General features: G+C 44.2%; 17 protein-coding genes. 6 read left to right on the top strand and 11 right to left on the bottom strand.

Going from position 1 to position 19,948, the window contains the following annotated elements; all coding sequences use genetic code 11:
- The first annotated feature begins 86 nt into the window (after window positions 1-86).
- Window positions 87-791, top strand: a complete 705-nt coding sequence (locus tag ONT18_RS00970) for a Crp/Fnr family transcriptional regulator (protein WP_118079039.1) — start codon at window positions 87-89, stop codon at window positions 789-791.
- A gap of 77 nt (window positions 792-868) precedes the next feature.
- On the opposite strand, the gene ONT18_RS00965 is transcribed toward ONT18_RS00970, so the two are convergent.
- The 3 genes from ONT18_RS00965 to gap all read right to left on the bottom strand — a co-directional run bounded on the left by ONT18_RS00965 (window position 869) and on the right by gap (window position 4,040).
- On the bottom strand, window positions 869-1,798 hold the full coding sequence (locus ONT18_RS00965; protein WP_022121645.1) for a diacylglycerol/lipid kinase family protein: 930 nt from the start codon (window positions 1,796-1,798) through the stop codon (window positions 869-871).
- Window positions 1,799-1,906: 108 nt separating this feature from the next.
- Window positions 1,907-2,875, bottom strand: a complete 969-nt coding sequence (gene miaA, locus ONT18_RS00960) for a tRNA (adenosine(37)-N6)-dimethylallyltransferase MiaA (RefSeq protein ID WP_022121644.1) — start codon at window positions 2,873-2,875, stop codon at window positions 1,907-1,909.
- A gap of 133 nt (window positions 2,876-3,008) precedes the next feature.
- Window positions 3,009-4,040: a type I glyceraldehyde-3-phosphate dehydrogenase gene (gap, locus tag ONT18_RS00955; RefSeq protein WP_022121643.1), complete on the bottom strand. Its 1,032-nt coding sequence runs from the start codon at window positions 4,038-4,040 to the stop codon at window positions 3,009-3,011.
- A gap of 354 nt (window positions 4,041-4,394) precedes the next feature.
- Here gap and mscL point away from each other — a divergent pair, with 354 nt between their 5' ends.
- Window positions 4,395-4,820 (top strand): large-conductance mechanosensitive channel protein MscL, encoded by a 426-nt coding sequence (gene mscL, locus ONT18_RS00950; protein WP_264903605.1) that lies wholly within the window; start codon window positions 4,395-4,397, stop codon window positions 4,818-4,820.
- Window positions 4,821-4,864: 44 nt separating this feature from the next.
- On the opposite strand, the gene guaA is transcribed toward mscL, so the two are convergent.
- The 7 genes from guaA to ONT18_RS00915 all read right to left on the bottom strand — a co-directional run bounded on the left by guaA (window position 4,865) and on the right by ONT18_RS00915 (window position 12,982).
- Entirely contained in the window at window positions 4,865-6,475 is a 1,611-nt protein-coding gene (gene guaA / locus ONT18_RS00945) for a glutamine-hydrolyzing GMP synthase (protein ID WP_264903604.1), read from the bottom strand.
- Window positions 6,476-6,556: 81 nt separating this feature from the next.
- Window positions 6,557-7,300, bottom strand: a complete 744-nt coding sequence (locus ONT18_RS00940; protein WP_153119452.1) for a nucleotidyltransferase family protein — start codon at window positions 7,298-7,300, stop codon at window positions 6,557-6,559.
- Between the two features lie 77 nt (window positions 7,301-7,377).
- On the bottom strand, window positions 7,378-8,922 hold the full coding sequence (locus ONT18_RS00935) for a RapZ C-terminal domain-containing protein (RefSeq protein WP_117692142.1): 1,545 nt from the start codon (window positions 8,920-8,922) through the stop codon (window positions 7,378-7,380).
- Window positions 8,906-9,121 carry a hypothetical protein gene (locus ONT18_RS00930; RefSeq protein ID WP_006846290.1) on the bottom strand — a complete coding sequence of 72 codons (216 nt, stop codon included), beginning with the start codon at window positions 9,119-9,121 and terminating at the stop codon, window positions 8,906-8,908. The genes ONT18_RS00935 and ONT18_RS00930 overlap by 17 nt, the downstream gene beginning before the upstream one ends.
- A 365-nt stretch (window positions 9,122-9,486) precedes the next feature.
- Window positions 9,487-11,115: a chaperonin GroEL gene (gene groL, locus ONT18_RS00925; RefSeq protein ID WP_006846289.1), complete on the bottom strand. Its 1,629-nt coding sequence runs from the start codon at window positions 11,113-11,115 to the stop codon at window positions 9,487-9,489.
- A 100-nt stretch (window positions 11,116-11,215) separates the two neighbouring features.
- On the bottom strand, window positions 11,216-11,488 hold the full coding sequence (locus tag ONT18_RS00920) for a co-chaperone GroES (protein ID WP_006846288.1): 273 nt from the start codon (window positions 11,486-11,488) through the stop codon (window positions 11,216-11,218).
- A gap of 150 nt (window positions 11,489-11,638) precedes the next feature.
- Complete coding sequence (locus ONT18_RS00915) at window positions 11,639-12,982, bottom strand: sugar phosphate nucleotidyltransferase (RefSeq protein WP_118079041.1); 1,344 nt, start codon at window positions 12,980-12,982, stop codon at window positions 11,639-11,641.
- A 434-nt stretch (window positions 12,983-13,416) separates the two neighbouring features.
- Between ONT18_RS00915 and ONT18_RS00910 the strand changes: the two genes are divergently transcribed.
- The gene (locus ONT18_RS00910) at window positions 13,417-14,844 is read left to right on the top strand and encodes an undecaprenyl-phosphate glucose phosphotransferase (RefSeq protein ID WP_234564302.1); all 1,428 of its coding nucleotides are present in this window, start codon (window positions 13,417-13,419) and stop codon (window positions 14,842-14,844) included.
- 296 nt (window positions 14,845-15,140) lie between these two features.
- On the opposite strand, the gene ONT18_RS00905 is transcribed toward ONT18_RS00910, so the two are convergent.
- Complete coding sequence (locus ONT18_RS00905; RefSeq protein WP_264903603.1) at window positions 15,141-15,950, bottom strand: alpha/beta hydrolase; 810 nt, start codon at window positions 15,948-15,950, stop codon at window positions 15,141-15,143.
- Window positions 15,951-16,214: 264 nt separating this feature from the next.
- On the opposite strand from ONT18_RS00905, the gene sppA reads away from it, so the two are divergent.
- The 3 genes from sppA to ONT18_RS00890 all read left to right on the top strand — a co-directional run bounded on the left by sppA (window position 16,215) and on the right by ONT18_RS00890 (window position 19,934).
- A complete protein-coding gene (sppA, locus tag ONT18_RS00900) occupies window positions 16,215-17,999 on the top strand; it encodes a signal peptide peptidase SppA (RefSeq protein ID WP_118152934.1) in 1,785 nt (594 codons plus the stop codon).
- Window positions 18,000-18,064: 65 nt separating this feature from the next.
- Complete coding sequence (gene lpxK / locus ONT18_RS00895) at window positions 18,065-19,240, top strand: tetraacyldisaccharide 4'-kinase (protein WP_118064278.1); 1,176 nt, start codon at window positions 18,065-18,067, stop codon at window positions 19,238-19,240.
- Entirely contained in the window at window positions 19,125-19,934 is an 810-nt protein-coding gene (locus ONT18_RS00890) for a purine-nucleoside phosphorylase (protein WP_119226860.1), read from the top strand. Before lpxK ends, ONT18_RS00890 begins: the two co-directional genes overlap by 116 nt.
- Window positions 19,935-19,948: the final 14 nt, after the last annotated feature.

Genomic DNA, 19,948 nt, shown 5'->3' with positions numbered 1-19,948 from the left:
AACATATTTTTAGACAAAAATGCTTGATTATTTCAAGAAAAAGCATTACTTTTGCACTCAGTTTTCAGTTTAAAAGATTTGTACACATGGCAGCTAGAGGAAAATACGATAAAGAAAATATAGCAATGCTGATTGCTAAGCTATGGGGAGGCATCACTGATGACCAGTTCGATTTACTGAAAGAACATCTGGAAATCAAGAAGTATAAGAAGAACGAAATCATCTACAAGAACGAGGGTACTCCCGAATATGCACTATGTCTCATAGCGGGAAAAGTGAAGATATACAAAGAAGGTATCGGTGGCAAAAGCCAGATTATCCGTGTTATCAAACCGATTGAATTTTTTGGTTTCAGAGCCTATTTTGCGGATGAGATATACAAGACGGCAGCCATGTCGCTGGAAAACTGCGTCGTTGCCCAGTTCCCGCTGGCAGTTCTCATGAAACTGATCTCCAAGAGTTTCAACATCGGCTTCTTCTTTATCAAATATCTCAGTGTGGAAATAGGTAAATCGGACGACCGTACCGTGAACCTCACCCAGAAACATATCCGTGCCCGACTTGCCGAGGGACTGATATTTCTGAAAGACTCTTATGGGTTAGAAAAAGACGGAAAAACTCTTGACATCCGATTGAGTCGTGAAGATCTGGCAAATCTCTGTAATATGACAACGAGCAATGCCATCCGTACGCTCTCAGCCTTTACGGCAGAAGAACTCATCAATACAGAAGGAAGGAAAATCAAAATCTTACAGGAAGAAGAAATCATAAAAATAGCAGAACTCGGATAAAGTTCTGCTATTTTTTATTTATATGTTTTACATTATACGTTTTTCTTGATACATTTCCCTTATTACGGGCATACTGGTTATACAGGTATCAGGAAGTTGATAACCTCCTGAATTACAGTAATCTGGAATGGGCCTACCGGTGTATTCATCAATCTGCCATCAATACCTATCAGGGCATGCTGGGCATCGAGCACCTCTACCTCTCGGGTACGGTAAGGATGCACACTCTTATGGTTGAGGAACTTACCTTTCACAAAAAGATAGATTCCCTCGAAGAGCTGGGTTGTCTTAGGATGAGATACCACCGACACATCGAGCAGTCCGTTATATGGCACAGCATTCGGAGTCTGTCCATATCCTGTTCCATTGCCTATACACATCGTCATCACTCTACGCTTGATAACATCCGAATTGATTTTCACATGCATCTTATAGTCCAGACGCTGGAATATCATCAGGATGAAGGAACAGAGAAACGACAGGGTACGTGAACCGAAGATATGATGGGTTTTTCTTCTCAGGTTCATGATGGCGGCGATGAGTCCGATATTGATACAGTTGAGGAAATAGCGACGGCATTTCTCCCCCTTCTTGTTCACATAGCGGATACAACCGAGGTCAATCTTTCTGATACGACGTTTTTTCAGCGACGCAACCGTCTTCTCGATATCGCTGTCGCTGAATCCCCAGAAGTGGGCAAAGTCGTTCATCAGTCCGTTAGGAATAACACCCAGTGCCACCTCTTCTCTTTCTTTCGGATCTATCTGCATCAGACAGTTTACGGCATCATTGAGCGCAGAATCTCCACCAACGATGACAATGGTCTTATAACCATTGTTGATAAACATTCTGATGAGCCGTTCTACGCTCTTCTGATTCTCGCTCTGCACAAAGTCGTAATCCACGCCCTGCTGCTTGAGCACCTTCTCTATTTTTTCCCAGCGCTTGTTACTTCGCCAGCCTCCTCTAGGGCAATAAAGCAGCCCCCATTTATTCTCGTTTACCATTGTCTCTTCTTTGTAATTTGAAAGTTGTATAAAATATCACTTCCGCCCAGCCACCGTTGCATCCGATTCCATCGGGATGCCAGCCCTAGCCAGATTCCAGGCCGCAGCCTAGCTTCTCATCAGCTCCAAAACCGTCTCCACCTTTTTCTCCATTGGCTGCAATGCATCTACCCAATGGATAGTAAAGCCTCTGCGCTCCATACCTCTGAACCACGTCATCTGCCTTTTGGCAAACTGATGGATTGCTATTTCCAGACCGCGATACATCTCATCGTATGAAGTCTTACCGATCACATATTCTGTAATAAACTTATATTCCAAACCATAATAGATGAGATTTTCGGCAGGAATACCACGATCTAGCAGTCCCTTGATTTCATCTACCATTCCCTCATCCAATCGCTGTTTCAGTCTCCGTGAAATTTTCTCCCTTCTTGCGTCCCGGTCTATGCTGACACCGATAATCAGCGAATCAACCGCAGGGAGTTCACGTTCGGGCATCGGATGCTCCAGATTATAGCTTTCAATCTCTATCGCCCGGATAGCTCGCTGTGCTGTATCCACGTCTGTGCGATTGTGCATATTAGAACCCGTTTTCGCCTTCAGCTCTTTCAGTATCAGCGTAAGTTCCTCTAAACTCTTATGAGCCAATGACTCACGGAGTTCCGGGTTCTGCGGAACAGGTGAGAGATGATAACCTTTCAGCACCGACTCAATATAGAGTCCTGTACCTCCACATAATATCGGAAAAGCCCCTCTCTTCTGAATATCCTGATAGGCATCATAAAAATCCTGCTGATATTCAAAGAGATTATATTTCGTACCAGGCTCACAGATGTCAATGAGGTGATAAGGTATCTGCTTGCCATGGATGGTATAGTCAGCCAGATCCTTACCCGTACCTATATCCATGCCGCGATATACCTGCCGGCTGTCAGCACTAATGATTTCAGCACCCTTGGCAGGGGTACCCGACAAATGGGCACCCAGGCTATTGATCCTGGCTGCAAGAGCGGCAGCAAGACTCGTCTTACCACTCGCCGTAGGTCCCAATATGGTTATCATCGAATATTTCATGCCGCAAAGTTAAATGAAATTATTGAGAAAACAAAATAAAATGAAAAGAAATTCTCACTTATAAAAACAAAAAGCCGTCCAGCATTGAAAAAATGCTGGACGGCCATATACTTAATCGTTAAGAGGCAACGAATTAACCGTTGTGCTTCTTCATGATCTTGATCAACTCAACAACCTTGTGTGAGTAACCAATCTCGTTGTCATACCAAGAAACAACCTTAACGAAGTTGTCTGTCAAATAAACACCTGCGTTAGCGTCGAAGATAGATGTCAAAGCGCAACCCAAGAAGTCAGAAGAAACAACAGCATCCTCTGTGTAACCGAGTACACCCTTCAACTCACCCTCAGAAGCAGCCTTCATAGCAGCGCAGATAGCCTCCTTAGAAGCAGGCTTCTTCAAGTTAACTGTCAAGTCAACAACAGATACGTCCAAAGTAGGAACACGCATAGAGATACCTGTCAACTTACCGTTCAACTCAGGGATAACCTTACCTACAGCCTTAGCAGCACCTGTAGAAGAAGGGATGATGTTGCCAGCAGCTGCACGGCCACCGCGCCAGTCCTTCATAGATGGACCATCAACAGTCTTCTGTGTAGCAGTTGTAGAGTGAACAGTTGTCATCAAACCTGTCTCGATACCGAAGTTATCGTTCAATACCTTAGCGATAGGAGCCAAGCAGTTTGTTGTACAAGAAGCGTTAGAAACGATCTTCTGACCATTGTACTTGTCAGTGTTAACACCGCAAACGAACATATCAGCCTGGTTACCGTTAGCGTCAGCCTTAGAAGGAGCAGAAAGTACTACGTACTTAGCACCAGCCTTCAAGTGCTTCTCAGCCTTGTCGTAAGCGAGGAAGAGACCTGTAGACTCAACTACGTACTCAGCACCAACCTCATCCCACTTCAAGTTCTCAGGATCACGCTCAGCAGTAACACGGATGTGGTTACCGTTAACGATCAACTCGCTCTTCTCAACGTCAGCCTCGATAGTACCGTCGAAATGACCGTGCATTGTATCATACTTCAACATGTAAGCCATGTAATCTACTGGACACAAGTCATTGATAGCTACTACCTGTACTTCCTTTGCGTTCTCAGCCTCAACTGTAGAACGGAATACGAAACGACCGATACGGCCAAATCCGTTAATACCAATCTTAATCATTGTTCTTAATATTTAAATTAAAAGTTTAATAAAAATTACTTTTTTAACTGCTTTCGAGCGTTCATCCGATGCTGAAACATTCAAAATTTTACGCCTTAGAGCATTTTTTCTTCTTTTCGAGCGCAAAGTTACTAATTTTTTTCTAACTTTGCAACCAGAATGAGTATTAAATAAGTTAAAAAAGAATAGTAGAGCTTTAATATTGGCATTATTTTCACTCATTACATGCCATACTGACAACTCCATATTGCAAAAAGCAAAGGAAAGACTCAGCATTCTATACCTTATTATATATATAAGAAAAGAGAAAAAGGAGAACAATCAAACTATAGTTATAATTAAAAAGATAAAAGTATGAGTAAATTTTTGAATGAATTCAAGGAATTCGCCATGCGTGGCAATGTGCTCGACATGGCTGTCGGTGTTATCATCGGTGGTGCCTTTGGCAAAATCGTGAGCTCCGTTGTAGATGATGTCATCATGCCTCCTATAGGATGGCTGATTGGCGGCGTGAATTTCGCCGACCTCAAATTCACCCTACCTACCGTCAATGTAGCGGGTGAGGAACTGAAGGCGGCTACCATCAACTACGGTAACTTCCTCCAGACCTGTTTCGACTTCCTCATCGTTGCCTTCTGTATCTTCATGCTCATCAAGGTGGTGAACAAGATTTCCAAGAAGAAAGAGGAAAAACCGGCAGAAGCACCTAAGGCTCCGGAGCCAAGCAATGAAGAAAAACTTCTCATGGAAATACGTGATCTCCTGAAGAACCAGAAATAAGAATAAAAAAAGTCGCCCTCTTTGAAGGCGACTTTTTATTCTGTTTATTCCCACTCAATTGTCGAAGGTGGTTTTGAAGAGATGTCATAACATACACGGTTTACACCCTTCACCTTATTAATAATCTCATTACTTACCTTAGCCATGAAATCATAAGGAAGATGTGCCCAGTCAGCAGTCATCGCATCAGTACTGGTTACAGCACGCAAGGCAACCGGGTGCTCGTATGTACGCTCATCACCCATCACACCTACTGAACGGACAGTAGAAAGCAATACGGTACCAGCCTGCCAGATCTGATCGTAGAGAGAAACCTCGATCTCGCCATTCTGCATGTCAGCAGGAACACCGGCAGCCAGGACGCGACGAGCTTCCTCACCATTCAACTTCACCTTATACTCACGCAAGCCACGGATATAGATATCGTCAGCATCCTGAAGGATACGTACCTTCTCAGGAGTAATATCGCCCAAGATTCGGACAGCCAAACCAGGACCTGGGAATGGGTGACGAGTAATCAGGTGCTCTGGCATACCCATAGAGCGACCTACACGGCGAACCTCATCCTTAAACAGCCACTTCAAAGGCTCACACAACTGAAGGTTCATCTCCTTAGGAAGACCACCTACGTTGTGATGACTCTTGATCACCTTACCGGTGATATTCAAGCTCTCGATACGGTCAGGATAGATGGTACCCTGAGCCAACCACTTGGCACCAGTCTGCTTTTTAGCCTCAGCATTGAAAACCTCTACGAAGTCGCGGCCGATAATCTTACGCTTCTTCTCAGGGTCAGTAACACCAGCCAGGTCAGCAAAGAACTTCTCGGATGCATCCACGCCGATTACATTCAAGCCCAAACACTTGTAGTCTTCCATCACGTCACGGAACTCATTCTTGCGCAACATACCATGATCTACGAAGATACAGGTAAGGTTCTTGCCGATAGCCTTGTTCAGGAGAACGGCAGCCACACTGGAGTCAACACCGCCAGAAAGACCGAGGATAACCTTATCGTCGCCCAACTGTTCCTTCAACTCAGCAACTGTTGTCTCAACAAAAGAGTCAGCACTCCAGTCCTGCTTACTTCCGCAGATATCAACCACGAAGTTCTTCAAGAGCTGTGTACCCTGCAAAGAGTGGAACACCTCTGGGTGGAACTGTACTGCCCATACAGGCTGCTTGGTAGAAGCATAAGCAGCATACTTCACATTAGCAGTAGAAGCGATGCACTTGTAATCCTCAGGGATAGCAGTGATGGTATCACCATGGCTCATCCAAACCTGAGAGTTCTCGATGAATCCCTTGAACAAAGGATTCTCCTTATCGAAATGCTCCAAGTTGGCACGACCATACTCACGGCTGTCAGCAGCCTCCACCTTACCGCCCTGGGCGTAAGAGAGGAACTGAGCACCATAGCAGATGCCGAGCACAGGAATACGGCCAATAAACTGGCTCAGATCTACCTTGAAAGCTTCCGGATCATGAACGGAATAAGGGCTACCGCTCAAGATGACACCAATGACAGATGGGTCATCCTTTGGAAACTTGTTGTAAGGCATGATCTCGCAGAAGGTATCGAGTTCACGGACACGACGGCCGATGAGCTGTGTGGTCTGTGAACCGAAATCCAAAATAATAATCTTCTGTTGCATAATATCTAATTTTAATTTACAGTTTACATTTTATAGTTTACAGTAATCTTGCTATACGGCATAGCCGCTATTAACTATAAACTAATTAACTAACGATTTCAGGAATGCTTCCGCCTCTTTCAGCGTCTCCTGCTTTCCCACATCCATCAGCTTGAGGTCGTTCTTTACATATCCCTCTATGCGCACCTTGTCGCAATGCTTCAGATAGAAGTCCATGATAGGGAACTTGTCCGGTTCCTCCTCCATCAATGGAAAGAGCGATGGGGCAACCATGTGGATGCCCGAGAAAGCATACATCTTATAATCTTTGGGATTGAGATCAGGATAAGGACTCTTCACCTCGCCCGTTTCTATATTCGTCCATCCCACCAGTCGCATGCTGTCATCAAAGAGCAGATAGCGCTTGGTCTTGCGTTCGCTCACCATCAGGCGGGCTGCAATCATATCCCTGCTCTCCATCTGGTAGAATTTCTTCAGATCTACATTACTCAGAATATCCACGTTGTGGATAAGAATAGGCTCTGACTGGTTGAAGAGCGGCCATGCCTTCCGGATACCTCCACCCGTTTCGAGCAGCTTTTCACTCTCATCACTGATACGGATGTCCATACCGAAGTTGTCATGTGCTCTGAGATAATCGATAATTTGTTGGGAGAAATGATGCACGTTCACTACAATGCGAGTGAAACCGGCATCCTTCAACTGAAAGATGACACGTTTGAGCAAAGGTTCTCCCCCGACACTTACCAGAGCCTTCGGAATGCGGTCGGTAAGTGGCTTAAGGCGAGTGCCCAAACCTGCTGCGAATATCATTGCTTGCATCATTGCTAAATAGCTATTTTAAAATGTGCGTGCAAATTTACTAACTTTTTGCGAGATAGCCAAATTTGCACGCTATTTTTCTATTGTTTTGCCGGCAAAACCTGTTCAATATGCTGTTCACGATGACAAATATGCACTTCTACACCAAACTTCCGGTGAATATGTTCGGCAAGATGCTGCGCAGAATATACACTGCGATGCTGACCGCCTGTACATCCGAAACAGAACATCAGAGAGGTGAAACCACGCTGCATGTAGCGGTTTACATGATGGTCGGCAAGTGCATAGACATGATCCAGGAACTTCAATATCTCACCATCATCCTCCAGGAATCGGATAACAGGCTCATCCAGACCCGTCAACTTCTTATAAGGCTCGTATCTGCCAGGGTTATGGGTACTTCTGCAGTCGAAGACATAACCTCCACCATTGCCCGACGGATCCTCTGGAATGCCCTTACGGAAAGAAAAACTATACACTCTTACCACCAGCGGTCCCTTACCATCATATTTAGAATAGGTGGCAGGTCCGTCCTGCGGATGCGCACGATAGATATTGTTGTCGGTAGTCTTATAGCCGTCTGCACGACTCAGCGCCACACTCTCTATCACCTTGAACTGTGGCAATTCGGTCAGTCTTCTCAACATATCCATCATATAAGGATAAGGGAATACCTTGTCACCCATCTTCAGAAGATCTCGCAGATTCTGGATAGCTGGCGGAATACTGTCGATGAAATGCTTCTTGCGTTCGAAATAGCCGCGGAATCCGTAGGCGCCCAAAACCTGTAAGGTACGGAAGAGCACAAAAAGACTCAACCGGTTTACAAAATGGCGCACCGATGGTACCTCGGTATAATGCTTCAAGGACTGGTAGTATTCCCAAACCAGTTCTCTGCGCAGTTTGAACGGATACTTAGCAGATGCTTGCCAGAGGAATGAGGCGAGATCATAATAGAACGGTCCCTTTCTGCCACCCTGAAAATCAATAAAGTATGGATTTCCCTTATCATCCAGCATGATGTTGCGTGCCTGAAAATCGCGATAAAGGAAACAATCCATCGGTTCTGATGTCAGATCCTTGGCAAAAAGCCGGAAGTTGGCTTCGAGCTTCAGTTCGTGAAAATCCAAATCGGTAGGCTTCAGGAAACAATACTTGAAGTAGTTGAGGTCGAAGAGTACACTGTCCACATCGAATTCTGGCTGCGGATAGCAGTTCTGCCAATCCAATCCTCTTGCACCGCGAATCTGGATATTCGGAAGTTCACGAATGGTTTTCTTAAGGAGTTCCTTCTCTTTCTGATTGTAACGTCCGCCCGCATCTCGTCCGCCCTTGATGGCATCGAAAAGCGAAGTACCGCCAAGGTCTGTCTGAAGATAGCAGAGTTCATCATCGCTCACCGCCAGAATCTGGGGAACAGGCAACTGTCTGAGCTGGAAATGCTGAGCCAGATATACAAAGGCATGATCCTCATCACGACTGGTTCCTATCACACCAATTACCGTATCACCATCATGCCCAATGATACGGAAATACTGCCGGTTACTCCCCTGCCCTGCCAATTTTATGACATCAGCCGGTTCTTCACCCGCCCATTTCTTATATAGATCAATCAGCTTTTCCATCATTATTCAGTTTACGTCGTTTCCGATCATCATCAATCTTCTGTGCGAAGTTATCTCCGATAAAGAGAAGCAATAAGATACCCAGCGTAGTAAGGAACGAGTTTGTAGTAGTCATTCCCAACTCTGCCTTTGTAATATAAATGAGTCCTCCGATAACAATCAGAAAGACCACTGCTTTTTTCCAATCAATATTGTTCATGCTATGAATTTTCTATTATGCTGCAAAATTACACAATTAAATTGAGAAAACAAAATAAAAACAAAAAAAAATCGGATGTCTCACGACAACCGATTTCCAAAAACAAACTACTTAAAAACTAATCTACTAAAACAAATCAAAAAAATATCTTTGCCATCCCTTCGGATGATACTTTCTTTTATTTACGATGCAAAGTTACAAAAAAAGATTATTCGAACCAAATAATTTTGCTATTTTTTGCATCTTTATGACTAAAAAAACAAAAAAATAGGGATAATTCGCTGAGAATCACCCCTATTTGATATTTTCGCTTTGCAAACTCACAGTCTTACGATGTGCTTTGTTTGCTCAAATTATTCATCTAATTACATCATGCCACCCATACCAGGTGCTGCAGCTGGTGCAGCTGGTGCAGGCTCTGGTTTGTCAACCAACACACACTCTGTTGTCAGGAACAAGCCTGCGATAGAAGCAGCATTCTCCAAAGCTACACGCTCTACCTTGGCAGGATCTACGATACCAGCCTGACGCATATCTTCGTAAACGTCCTTGCGGGCATTGTAACCGAAGTCACCCTCGCCCTCGCGTACCTTATTTACTACTACAGAACCCTCGCCACCGGCATTGGCAACAATCTGACGGAGAGGCTCCTCAATAGCACGCTCTACGATACGGATACCTGTTGTCTCGTCAGCGTTATCACCCTTCATATCCTTCAATGCCTCGAGAGCACGGATATAAGTAGTTCCACCACCAGCAACGATACCTTCCTCGATAGCGGCACGGGTAGCGCAGAGTGCATCGTCAACACGATCCTTCTTCTCCTTCATCTCAACCTCAGAGTTGGCACCTACATAGAGGACAGCTACACCACCGGCGAGCTTAGCCAGACGCTCCTGAAGTTTCTCCTTATCATATGAAGACTTAGTATTCTCAATTTCGTTCTTGATCTGAGCTACGCGATCCTGGATATTAGCCTTCTCGCCATGACCATTAACGATAGTTGTATTGTCCTTGTTGACGGTAACCTTGTCTGCTGAACCCAGCATATCCAAAGTTGCCTGCTCCAACTTCAAGCCCTTCTCCTCAGAGATAACAACACCGCCTGTCAATACTGCGATATCCTCCAACATGGCCTTGCGACGGTCGCCGAAGCCAGGAGCCTTCACAGCACAAATCTTCAAACCGCCACGCAAACGGTTAACTACCAATGTAGTCAAAGCCTCAGAATCAACATCCTCAGCGATAACCAACAAAGGACGACCACTCTCAGCAGCAGGCTGGAGAATTGGCAAGAACTCCTTCAGATTAGAAATCTTCTTATCATAAAGAAGGATGTATGGGTTATCCATTACACACTCCATCTTGTCAGCGTCTGTCATGAAGTAACCGCTCAGGTAACCACGGTCAAACTGCATACCCTCTACTACACCGATGTTGGTATCACGGCTCTTGCTCTCCTCGATAGTGATGACACCATCCTTAGAAACCTTGCGCATTGCGTCAGCCAAGAGCTTACCAATCTCAGCATCATTGTTGGCAGAAACAGTAGCCACCTGCTCAATCTTATCGTAGTTGTCGTCTACCTGTTCAGCATGTTCCTTGATGAAGGCAACAACAGCAGCCACAGCCTTGTCGATACCACGCTTCAAGTCCATTGGGTTTGCACCTGCAGTAACGTTCTTCAAGCCCTCTGTTACGATAGCCTGAGTCAGGATAGTAGCAGTTGTTGTACCATCACCGGCATCATCACCAGTCTTGCTGGCAACGCTCTTAACAAGCTGAGCACCAGTATTTTCGAATTTATTCTCTAACTCTACTTCCTTAGCTACGGTAACACCATCCTTAGTAATCTGAGGAGCACCAAACTTCTTTTCGATTACCACGTTGCGGCCCTTAGGACCGAGAGTTACCTTTACTGCATTTGCCAACTGATCAACACCCTTCTTCAAGAGGTCGCGGGCATCCATATTATATTTAATATCTTTAGCCATTTTCTTTTATCTTTTTAATGTTGAATGTTAAATGTTGAATGTTGAGTTAAAACAAAGCAATTGAATCCTTCACTCTTCGTTCTTCACTCTTCACTTATTCTTACTCTTCTACTACAGCGAGTACATCGCTCTGACGCATCATGATATATTTAGTACCATCGAATTCGAGTTCTGTTCCAGCGTACTTACCATAGAGTACGGTATCACCTTCTTTGAGAATCATCTCTTCGTCTTTCGTACCCTTACCTGTAGCAACGACCTTACCACGCTGTGGTTTTTCTTTTGCTGTATCAGGGATAATAATTCCACCTACTTTTTCTTCAGCTGGTGCAGGAAGTACCAGCACTCTGTCTGCTAATGGTTTAATGTTCATGATTCTATAATATTTTAATTGTTATACATTTATTTTGTCGACAGGTATTGCTACCCGTCACCCCGCCAGTATACGAAAAACGTGCCAAAGCATCCATACTGACACTTTGACACGTTTAAATACTGACATTATATCACAAAAACTTGTGTTTTATTTCATTTTCCATTGATAATCGAATCTTTCAATATCCTCCTCAACCAATGGATTACCATTCTGAACTTCGATGAAAGTCAGCTGTGTAATCGCCTTGATGGCATGATAATGCTCCAGAGGAATCACCACGGTATCACCAGCCTTCACATGTTTCTCCTCACCATCAAGTACAAAGATGCCCTCACCTTCTACGAATGTCCACACCTCTGAACGATGGTGATGAAGCTGATAACTGATATTCTTACCTGGCTTCAAGGTAATACTCTTGGTGAGCGAATGATTGCCGTCAGCATACTCAGAATCGTCAATCACCCGATAAGTACCCCACCTTCTTTCCTCATACATCGGACGCGGAGTAAGATGTTCTACCGCCTTCTTGATGTCCTCGGAATATTTCTTTGCACAGACGAAGATGCCATCAGGACTCGCTGCAACAACAGCATCCTTCAAGCCATCCACATACAGAGGCAACTGGAGTTCGTTGATGACATGCGTATTCTCGCAATGACTTCCCATCACCGCATTACCGATGCTGGCATGGTGCAGCTCATCAGTGAGTGTATTCCAGGTACCCAGGTCCTTCCATTCACCATTAAACGGTACTACCGCTACCGATTCAGCCTTCTCCGCCACCTCGTAGTCGAAAGAGATTTTTGGAAATTCGCTATATCTTGCACGAGTATCTTCAAAGTTCTCACTCTGCATATACTTACGTACAATCTGCATCATATAGCCCAAACGGAAAGCGAAGACACCACCATTCCAGTAAGCACCCTCCTCCAGGAGTTTCTCTGCTGTAGGCACATCCGGTTTCTCGGTAAATCTCTTCACTATCTGACACTTCTCTCCTTCAGCAAAAGGAACCACATAACCATATTTTGCACTTGGATAAGTAGGTTTGATACCCATCAGCACGAGGTCGGCGACGTTTTTCTCCACACATTCCACCATACGGGCTATGGTATGGAAATATTCCAACTCGGTATAAGGATCACAAGGCATAATAACCACAACCTCGTCATCCTCACATTTCTTCTTCAGTTTCAGATAACTTGCAGCTAAAGCGATAGCAGGGAAAGTATCACGCCTCTCCGGTTCGGTAACCACAGAAACCCGCTCTCCCAGCTGGTTCTGGATGATATCCAGCTGACTGGCGTTTGTAGCAAGCGTAATATCGTTGGTCAGATTTGCTTCCTGAGCCTGACGTACCACGCGCTGAACCATACTTTCCATCTCCCCATTCTCCTTTTCGAGCAATGGCAAGAACTGTTTGCTTCTAGCATTATTGCTAAGTGGCCAGAGCCTTTTACCCGAGCCACCCGATAATAAAATTAATTGCATATTATTACTATCTAAATCGTTTATTGTTCATACTTAAGATTTCACAAATTAACAATGAGAGACTGCATCACATCAGGAGTTTACTCCCTGTACCAACAGGTCTCAAAGAAGAATCATCCGTGATAATCCGGCTGCAAAAGTACGTTTTTCTTTTGAGACCACCAAGCAATTTCTAAAAAAACTACCTATTCATATAAAAATACCTAGATATGTGCAAGAAAGTAAAAAGGAAGAAAAAACATCATTTAAACAGATTAAAAACAAGAAAAGCTGGTTCAAGTTGGTTCAAGTTAGTCTATTTCGATATTTTTTTGCTGATTTATTTCCGATTTTCAACTATTATTATTACCTTTGCGACCAAATATCAGTTTAAGCATACCTCAAATAACTTAAAAAGATATATAAATAACTAGGAGTATAAAAAACATAAGCAAATGACGAACAAGCATTATAAAGGAAATGAAATGATAAGGAGACTGGTGATAGGTGCCGATTTCGTTATTCTCAACATCGTACTGTTGTTCTATACCCAATATGGTCAAGAACTCATACCTGCGTATTTCGACAAAGCAACAAAGATTACCTTTTTTGTTGCCAATGCTGCCTTGTTCCTAGGCGAATACTTCTATTCCACCATCATTCATGTCAGAAAGATCGGGTTCCTACAGGTTACAAAGCGTACTTTATATCTGGCTGCAGCAACAACATTCTGTTTCTTTACCTTCTCAAGACTACTCGGTCACGGGGGAAAGATGTTCTCCTTCAGCATTATCTTCGGCATAACATTCTATCTGTCTCTCATCATAAGCCGACTCTGCGAACTCAAATTACTAAAGTATTTCCGCTCTAAGGGCCGCAACTCACGCACCGTCGTCTTTGTAGGTAACGATCCTGCCGTGAGCGAGATGTACAAGACGATGACAGAAGATCCCTCGGCAGGTTATATCGTAAAAGGATATTATGCAGATGAAGACATCACTGATAATCCGGAAGGGTTGAAAAGAATAGGAAACATGAAACAGCTCAAAGAGATTATCTCTTCTACCATGAATGATACCATCAATGGTGAACCTTCCAATATTGACGAGGTTTTCTGCTGCCTGTCGCATAAAGATCCTGAAATCATCAATATCATACACTTCTGTGATAAGAATGTGATACACTTCTACTACCTGCCACGCGTGTTTGGTGAGTACAAATTGCATCTTGATGCCCAGAATTTCATGGGAAGGACGGTATATTCAAACCGCATAGAACCCCTAACAAGCACGTCAAACCGCATTATCAAGCGTAGCTTCGACATCGTGGTGAGCGGGCTTGCATGTTTGTGCGTTCTACCATTCATTCCATTCATAGCTCTCATCATCAAGATTCAGAGTCCTGGTCCAATTTTCTTCAAACAGGCAAGAACGGGTCTGAATGGTGATACCTTCTACTGTCTTAAATTCCGTTCCATGCATGTGAACAAGGATGCAGACAAGGCACAGGCAACAAAGAACGACCCACGTAAATTTGCTTTCGGCAACTTTATGAGAAAGACGAACATAGATGAGTTTCCTCAATTCTTCAATGTTCTTAAGGGAGACATGAGTATTGTGGGTCCGCGCCCTCACATGCTGCATCATACAGAGGTGTATGGAAGCCTGATAGATAAGTATATGGTTCGCCACTTCTCCAAGCCGGGTATCACAGGTTGGGCTCAGGTTACCGGGTTCCGTGGTGAGACCAAGGAGCTCTGGCAGATGGAGGAACGTATCCGCCGTGATATCTGGTATATAGAGAACTGGTCGTTCTGGCTTGATATCAAGATTATCTTCATGACAGCCAAGAGCATTATCTGCCCTGACAAGAATGCTTATTAGGAGTCTATAACTTATTAGGAGTCTATAAAAAGAAAAAAGAGGATGTGCCATAAGTTTGGAAAATAGTTGGCGCACAACAGCTGTTGTGCGACCGGAGATACTAACTGTCTCAACAACATATACTAGCTCTTTCAACAACATATACTAGCTCTTCCAACAACATATCCTAGCTTTTCCAACAACATAACCTAGCTCTTCCAACAACATAACCTAGCTCTTCCAGCAACAAGAAGAGGATGTATCATCAACTTATGATACATCCTCTTTTTAGGTTTTCTCTTTACTTATTACTTAGATTACTTAGACGGAAGCCTGTTGAGCCAACAGGTAAGGTCATTCAACATTTGGTCGTGATATGGGAAACCATGGGCAGCATCACGGAATCCCCATCCATGTCCGGCAGTCGGATAGATGTGCATGGTACACTCGTTGCCCGCCTTGCTCATGGCAGAATAATAGGCTACGCCATTGGTTACAGGAGGAACAACCTTATCATCAAAAGACATCAGTATGATGGCACGAGGGGTAAGATTCGGACGAACAGCCTTGTCGTTAGACCATTCTTCTACCAGTTTCTTATTGGTATTACGCTCTTCACCCAAGAAGTTCACACATGATCCCTTATGAGAGATACGCTCATCCATTGAAATCACCGGATAGAAAAGAATCGAGAAATCAGGTCGCACAGCCGCCTCAGCATGAGTACTGACGGAAGAAGCTAAATGTCCACCGGCAGAAAAGCCCATGATACCAACATATTCCTTGTTTATTTTCCATACTGCAGAACTGTCACGAACGGTACGCATCGCCTGATAGGCATCACTCAACGGAATATTGCGGTTTCCCTCAGGCATACGGTATTTCAAGACGAAGAAAGCGATACCCTGTTTGTTGAAATATTCTGCCCACTGATGTCCCTCATGGTCCATTGCAAGATGAGAATACCCACCTCCAGGACAATCTACTACAGCTCTTCCAGAGGGGTTCTTAGGAAGATAACAGGTAAGTTCACTCTGTCCATCGCTACTGTTCTTCAATACGAACTTGCGAGCGGTAGATTGAGCTGATGCTGTAATTGCTGTCAGCATCAGAAGAAAAAAAATCATTGTCTTTTTCATTTTTCTTTTTTGTTATGTTGTTTATATCTTTATTCTGTTTTGCTAAGATAATGCAAAGATAGGCATTTTTTCGTTAACCCTATGTTATTTTTTCTTCTTTTTTTGGTGTTTTTGTTCCAATCGCTTTGATTATTGGTTCTTTTTTGCTATATTTGCAGAAAAATTGCTGTAAACGGCAATCGGAGAAAACATCTCTCTTCTGCCGCTGGCATTTATTTAGGAGTCTCACTTATAAAATATTGACATAGAATAATGAAGGATTTTTTCAAGAACGTGGCAGCCACTATCGTAGGACTGTTTGCCTTCGGGCTGATCATGACCATCCTGGGATTCATCTGTATCATCGGAATGGTGGCATCGAGCAACAGTAAACCAGCACTGAAAGACAATGCGGTGATGGTGATGAAACTACAAGGACAGATTGAAGACCGTACTGAAGACAACTGGCTCGGCGAACTGACAGGCGAGCAGTTTAACAACCTAGGCATGAACAGGATTCTCTCTTCTATCCGCAAGGCAAAGAATGAGGATAAAGTGAAGGGCATCTATCTGGAAACAGGTATCTTGGAGACAGATTATGCCACTTTGCAGGAAATCAGAAATGCACTTGCCGATTTCAAGAAGAGCGGCAAATGGATTATCGCATATGGTGATGCTCTCTCACAGGGTGGATATTATCTGGCTTCGGTTGCCAACAAGGTATATGTAAACCCAGAAGGCAATGTGGACTGGCATGGTATTGCATCGCAGCCACAATATATCAAAGATGTAGCAGCCAAGTTTGGCGTTCACTTTACGGTAGTGAAGGTAGGCAAATACAAAAGCTACACTGAAACATACACCGAAGACAAAATGTCGGATGCCAACAGAGAGCAGGTTTCACGCTATATTAGTGGACTCTGGCTACAGATGTTGGGAGATGTGAGCAAAAGCAGAAACATCAGCAAGGATTCACTGAACCGCTATGCTGACGGGCTGATGGTGTTTGATGATACCAAACTACTGAAATCTCGAAAGATGGTAGATGGATTCTGCTATTATGATGAAATCAGAGACGTGGTAAAGAAACAGTTAGGACTGAAGGCAGACGAGACCATCAATCAGGTTGACTATAACGACGTAGATATGACTATAGACGACTCGAATCTGATGGGCGAAGAGATTGCCGTATACTACTGTCAGGGGTCCATTGTCAGGATGGAGACTCCTAGCATCTATGATTCTGAGCAACAGATAGTAAGTACAAAGGTCATCAAGGACCTTCAGGAACTTGCAGATAACAGTCAGGTAAAGGCCGTAGTTCTGCGTATCAATTCGGGCGGTGGCGATGCCTATGCTTCGGAACAGATCTGGAGAGCAGTTAAAGAATTAAATAAAAAGAAGCCGGTAGTGGTTTCGATGGGTGGTATGGCAGCATCGGGTGCTTATTATATGAGTATGGGTGCCCAATATATCATGGCACAACCTACAACATTGACCGGCAGCATCGGTATCTTTGGAGCCCTGCCAGATTTCAGTGACCTGATGACAAAGAAGTTAGGCTTCAAGTATGATGAAGTGAAGACCAACCGCAACAGTACCTATGCCTCTGCAGGCATGTCACGCCCATGGAGTGCAGAAGAGATTGCCACCATGCAAAACTATGTGAACCGTGGATATAGCCTCTTCCGCAATCGTGTGGCTGAGGGCAGAAAAATGAGTACCGAACAGGTTGAGAAGATTGCTCAAGGAAGAGTATGGCTGGGTACAGACGCCAAGAAGATCAAGTTAATTGATGGATTCGGCGGCTTGAGCGACGCCATCGACAAGGCTGCAGAATTGGCTCATCTCAGCAGTTATCAGGCGGTAGAATATCCGGCATTGGCTGGATGGATGGAACAGTTGCTGGATATGGCGGGCGGAAACAAGGGAACATATCTCGACGAACAGTTGCGTCTGGCATTGGGTGATCTCTACCAGCCATTCATCATGATACGCAATATGAAGGAGAAAGAGCCTATACAGGCTGCACTTCCTTACGTACTGAACATACAATAACATTTATAATAAGGTATGCGTACATTAATATATAGACATACCGAATTAAGAGAAAGGAAACAGACATGAGAACAGAAGGCGATCTTATCAAGATCAACGACTGGCTGCTACCACTGAGTTGGATTTATGGCGGCATGGTCAGATTTCGCAATTGGCTCTTCGATATCGGACTGAAAAAGAGTCAGTCATTCTCAATCCCGATCATTTCTGTGGGTAACATCACGGTGGGCGGATCGGGCAAGACTCCCCATGTGGAGTATCTGATACGCTTGTTGCACGACAAGGTTAAGATAGCTGTGCTATCACGTGGTTACAAAAGAAAGACCAGTGGCTATGTGCTGGCAGATAAAGATACGACAATGTCAGAGATTGGCGATGAACCCTTCCAGATGCACAGCAAGTTTGACGATATCTATGTAGCCGTAGACGCTAAGCGTGTGAGAGGAATCGAAAAGTTGCAGAATGAAGAACCGACCAAGGATGTAGATGTAGTATTACTGGATGATGCCTTTCAGCATCGCTATGTGAAGCCAGGTATCAACATTCTGCTGGTAGATTACCACCGTCTGATCATCTATGACAAGATGTTGCCGGCAGGAAGACTGAGAGAACCTCTAAGCGGTAAGAACCGTGCAGACATTGTGATTATCACTAAATGTCCAAAGGACCTGAAGCCAATGGAATTTCGAGTACTCACCAAGGCTATGGACCTTTACCCTTTCCAGAAGCTCTACTTCACCTGCATCAACTATGATACGCCAAAGGGAGTTTTCGAAGATCAGCAGATAGCCAAGGAGGAGTTGAAAAACTACCATGCTCTGCTGGTTACTGGTATCGCATCGCCTAAGCAGATGGAACACGACCTGAAGCCAATGGTCAAGAGTATGCAGTCGCTGAGTTTCGGTGACCACCATCGCTTCAAGAATAAAGACATCACACGCATCAACGAGGCGTTTGAACAGATGCCAGAACCCCGTCTGATTATCACGACAGAGAAAGATGCCGTGAGACTAAAAGAGACAGAGGGACTCTATGAAATAGTTAAGAAAAGCATATACGAACTGCCTATCAAGGTTAGTTTCATGCTGGAACAAGAAGATAATTTTAACGACAAAATCATTAGCTATGTACGAAAAAATTCAAGAAACAGCATCCTGGCTAAAAGAAAGGATGACAACAAGTCCGAAGACAGCTATCATACTGGGAACCGGTCTCGGACAATTAGCTTCAGAAATAACTGACAGTTATGAATTTCCATATAGTGAAATACCAAACTTCCCAGTATCTACCGTTCAAGGTCATGCAGGCAAACTGATTTTCGGTAAGTTAGGAGGTAAAGATATCATGGCTATGGAAGGAAGATTCCATTACTATGAAGGATATGACATGAAGGCTGTAACCTTCCCAGAACGTGTGATGTACGAGTTGGGCATTGAAACCCTCTTTGTAAGCAACGCTTCGGGCGGTATGAATCCGGAATTCCAGATTGGAGACCTGATGATTATCGATGATCACATCAACTTCTTCCCAGAACATCCATTGCGCGGAAAGAACTTCCCTACCGGTCCACGTTTCCCGGATATGCACGAAGCATACGACAAGAAACTCCGCGACCTTGCCGACGATATCGCTAAGGAGAAGGGAATTGATGCAAAGCATGGCGTATATGTTGGCGTTCAGGGACCTACCTTCGAGACACCGGCAGAGTATCGCATGTATCGTATATTGGGTGGTGACGCCGTAGGTATGAGTACTGTACCTGAAGTGATTGTTGCCCGCCATTGTGGAATCAAGGTTTTCGGCATCAGCATCATCACCGATCTTGGCGGTTTCGATGTACCTGTAGAAGTCAGTCATGAGGAGGTGCAGATTGCAGCCAATGCCGCACAGCCTAAGATGACAGAGATTATGCGAGAAATCATCCGCAGATCTTAAGTATAAATTATAAA

This window comes from Segatella copri, from assembly GCF_026015295.1.
GTDB classification, from domain to species: Bacteria; Bacteroidota; Bacteroidia; order Bacteroidales; family Bacteroidaceae; genus Prevotella; species Prevotella copri_C.
Note: the sequence above shows the minus strand (reverse complement) of the source record. Positions and strands in the feature narration are given on the sequence as shown.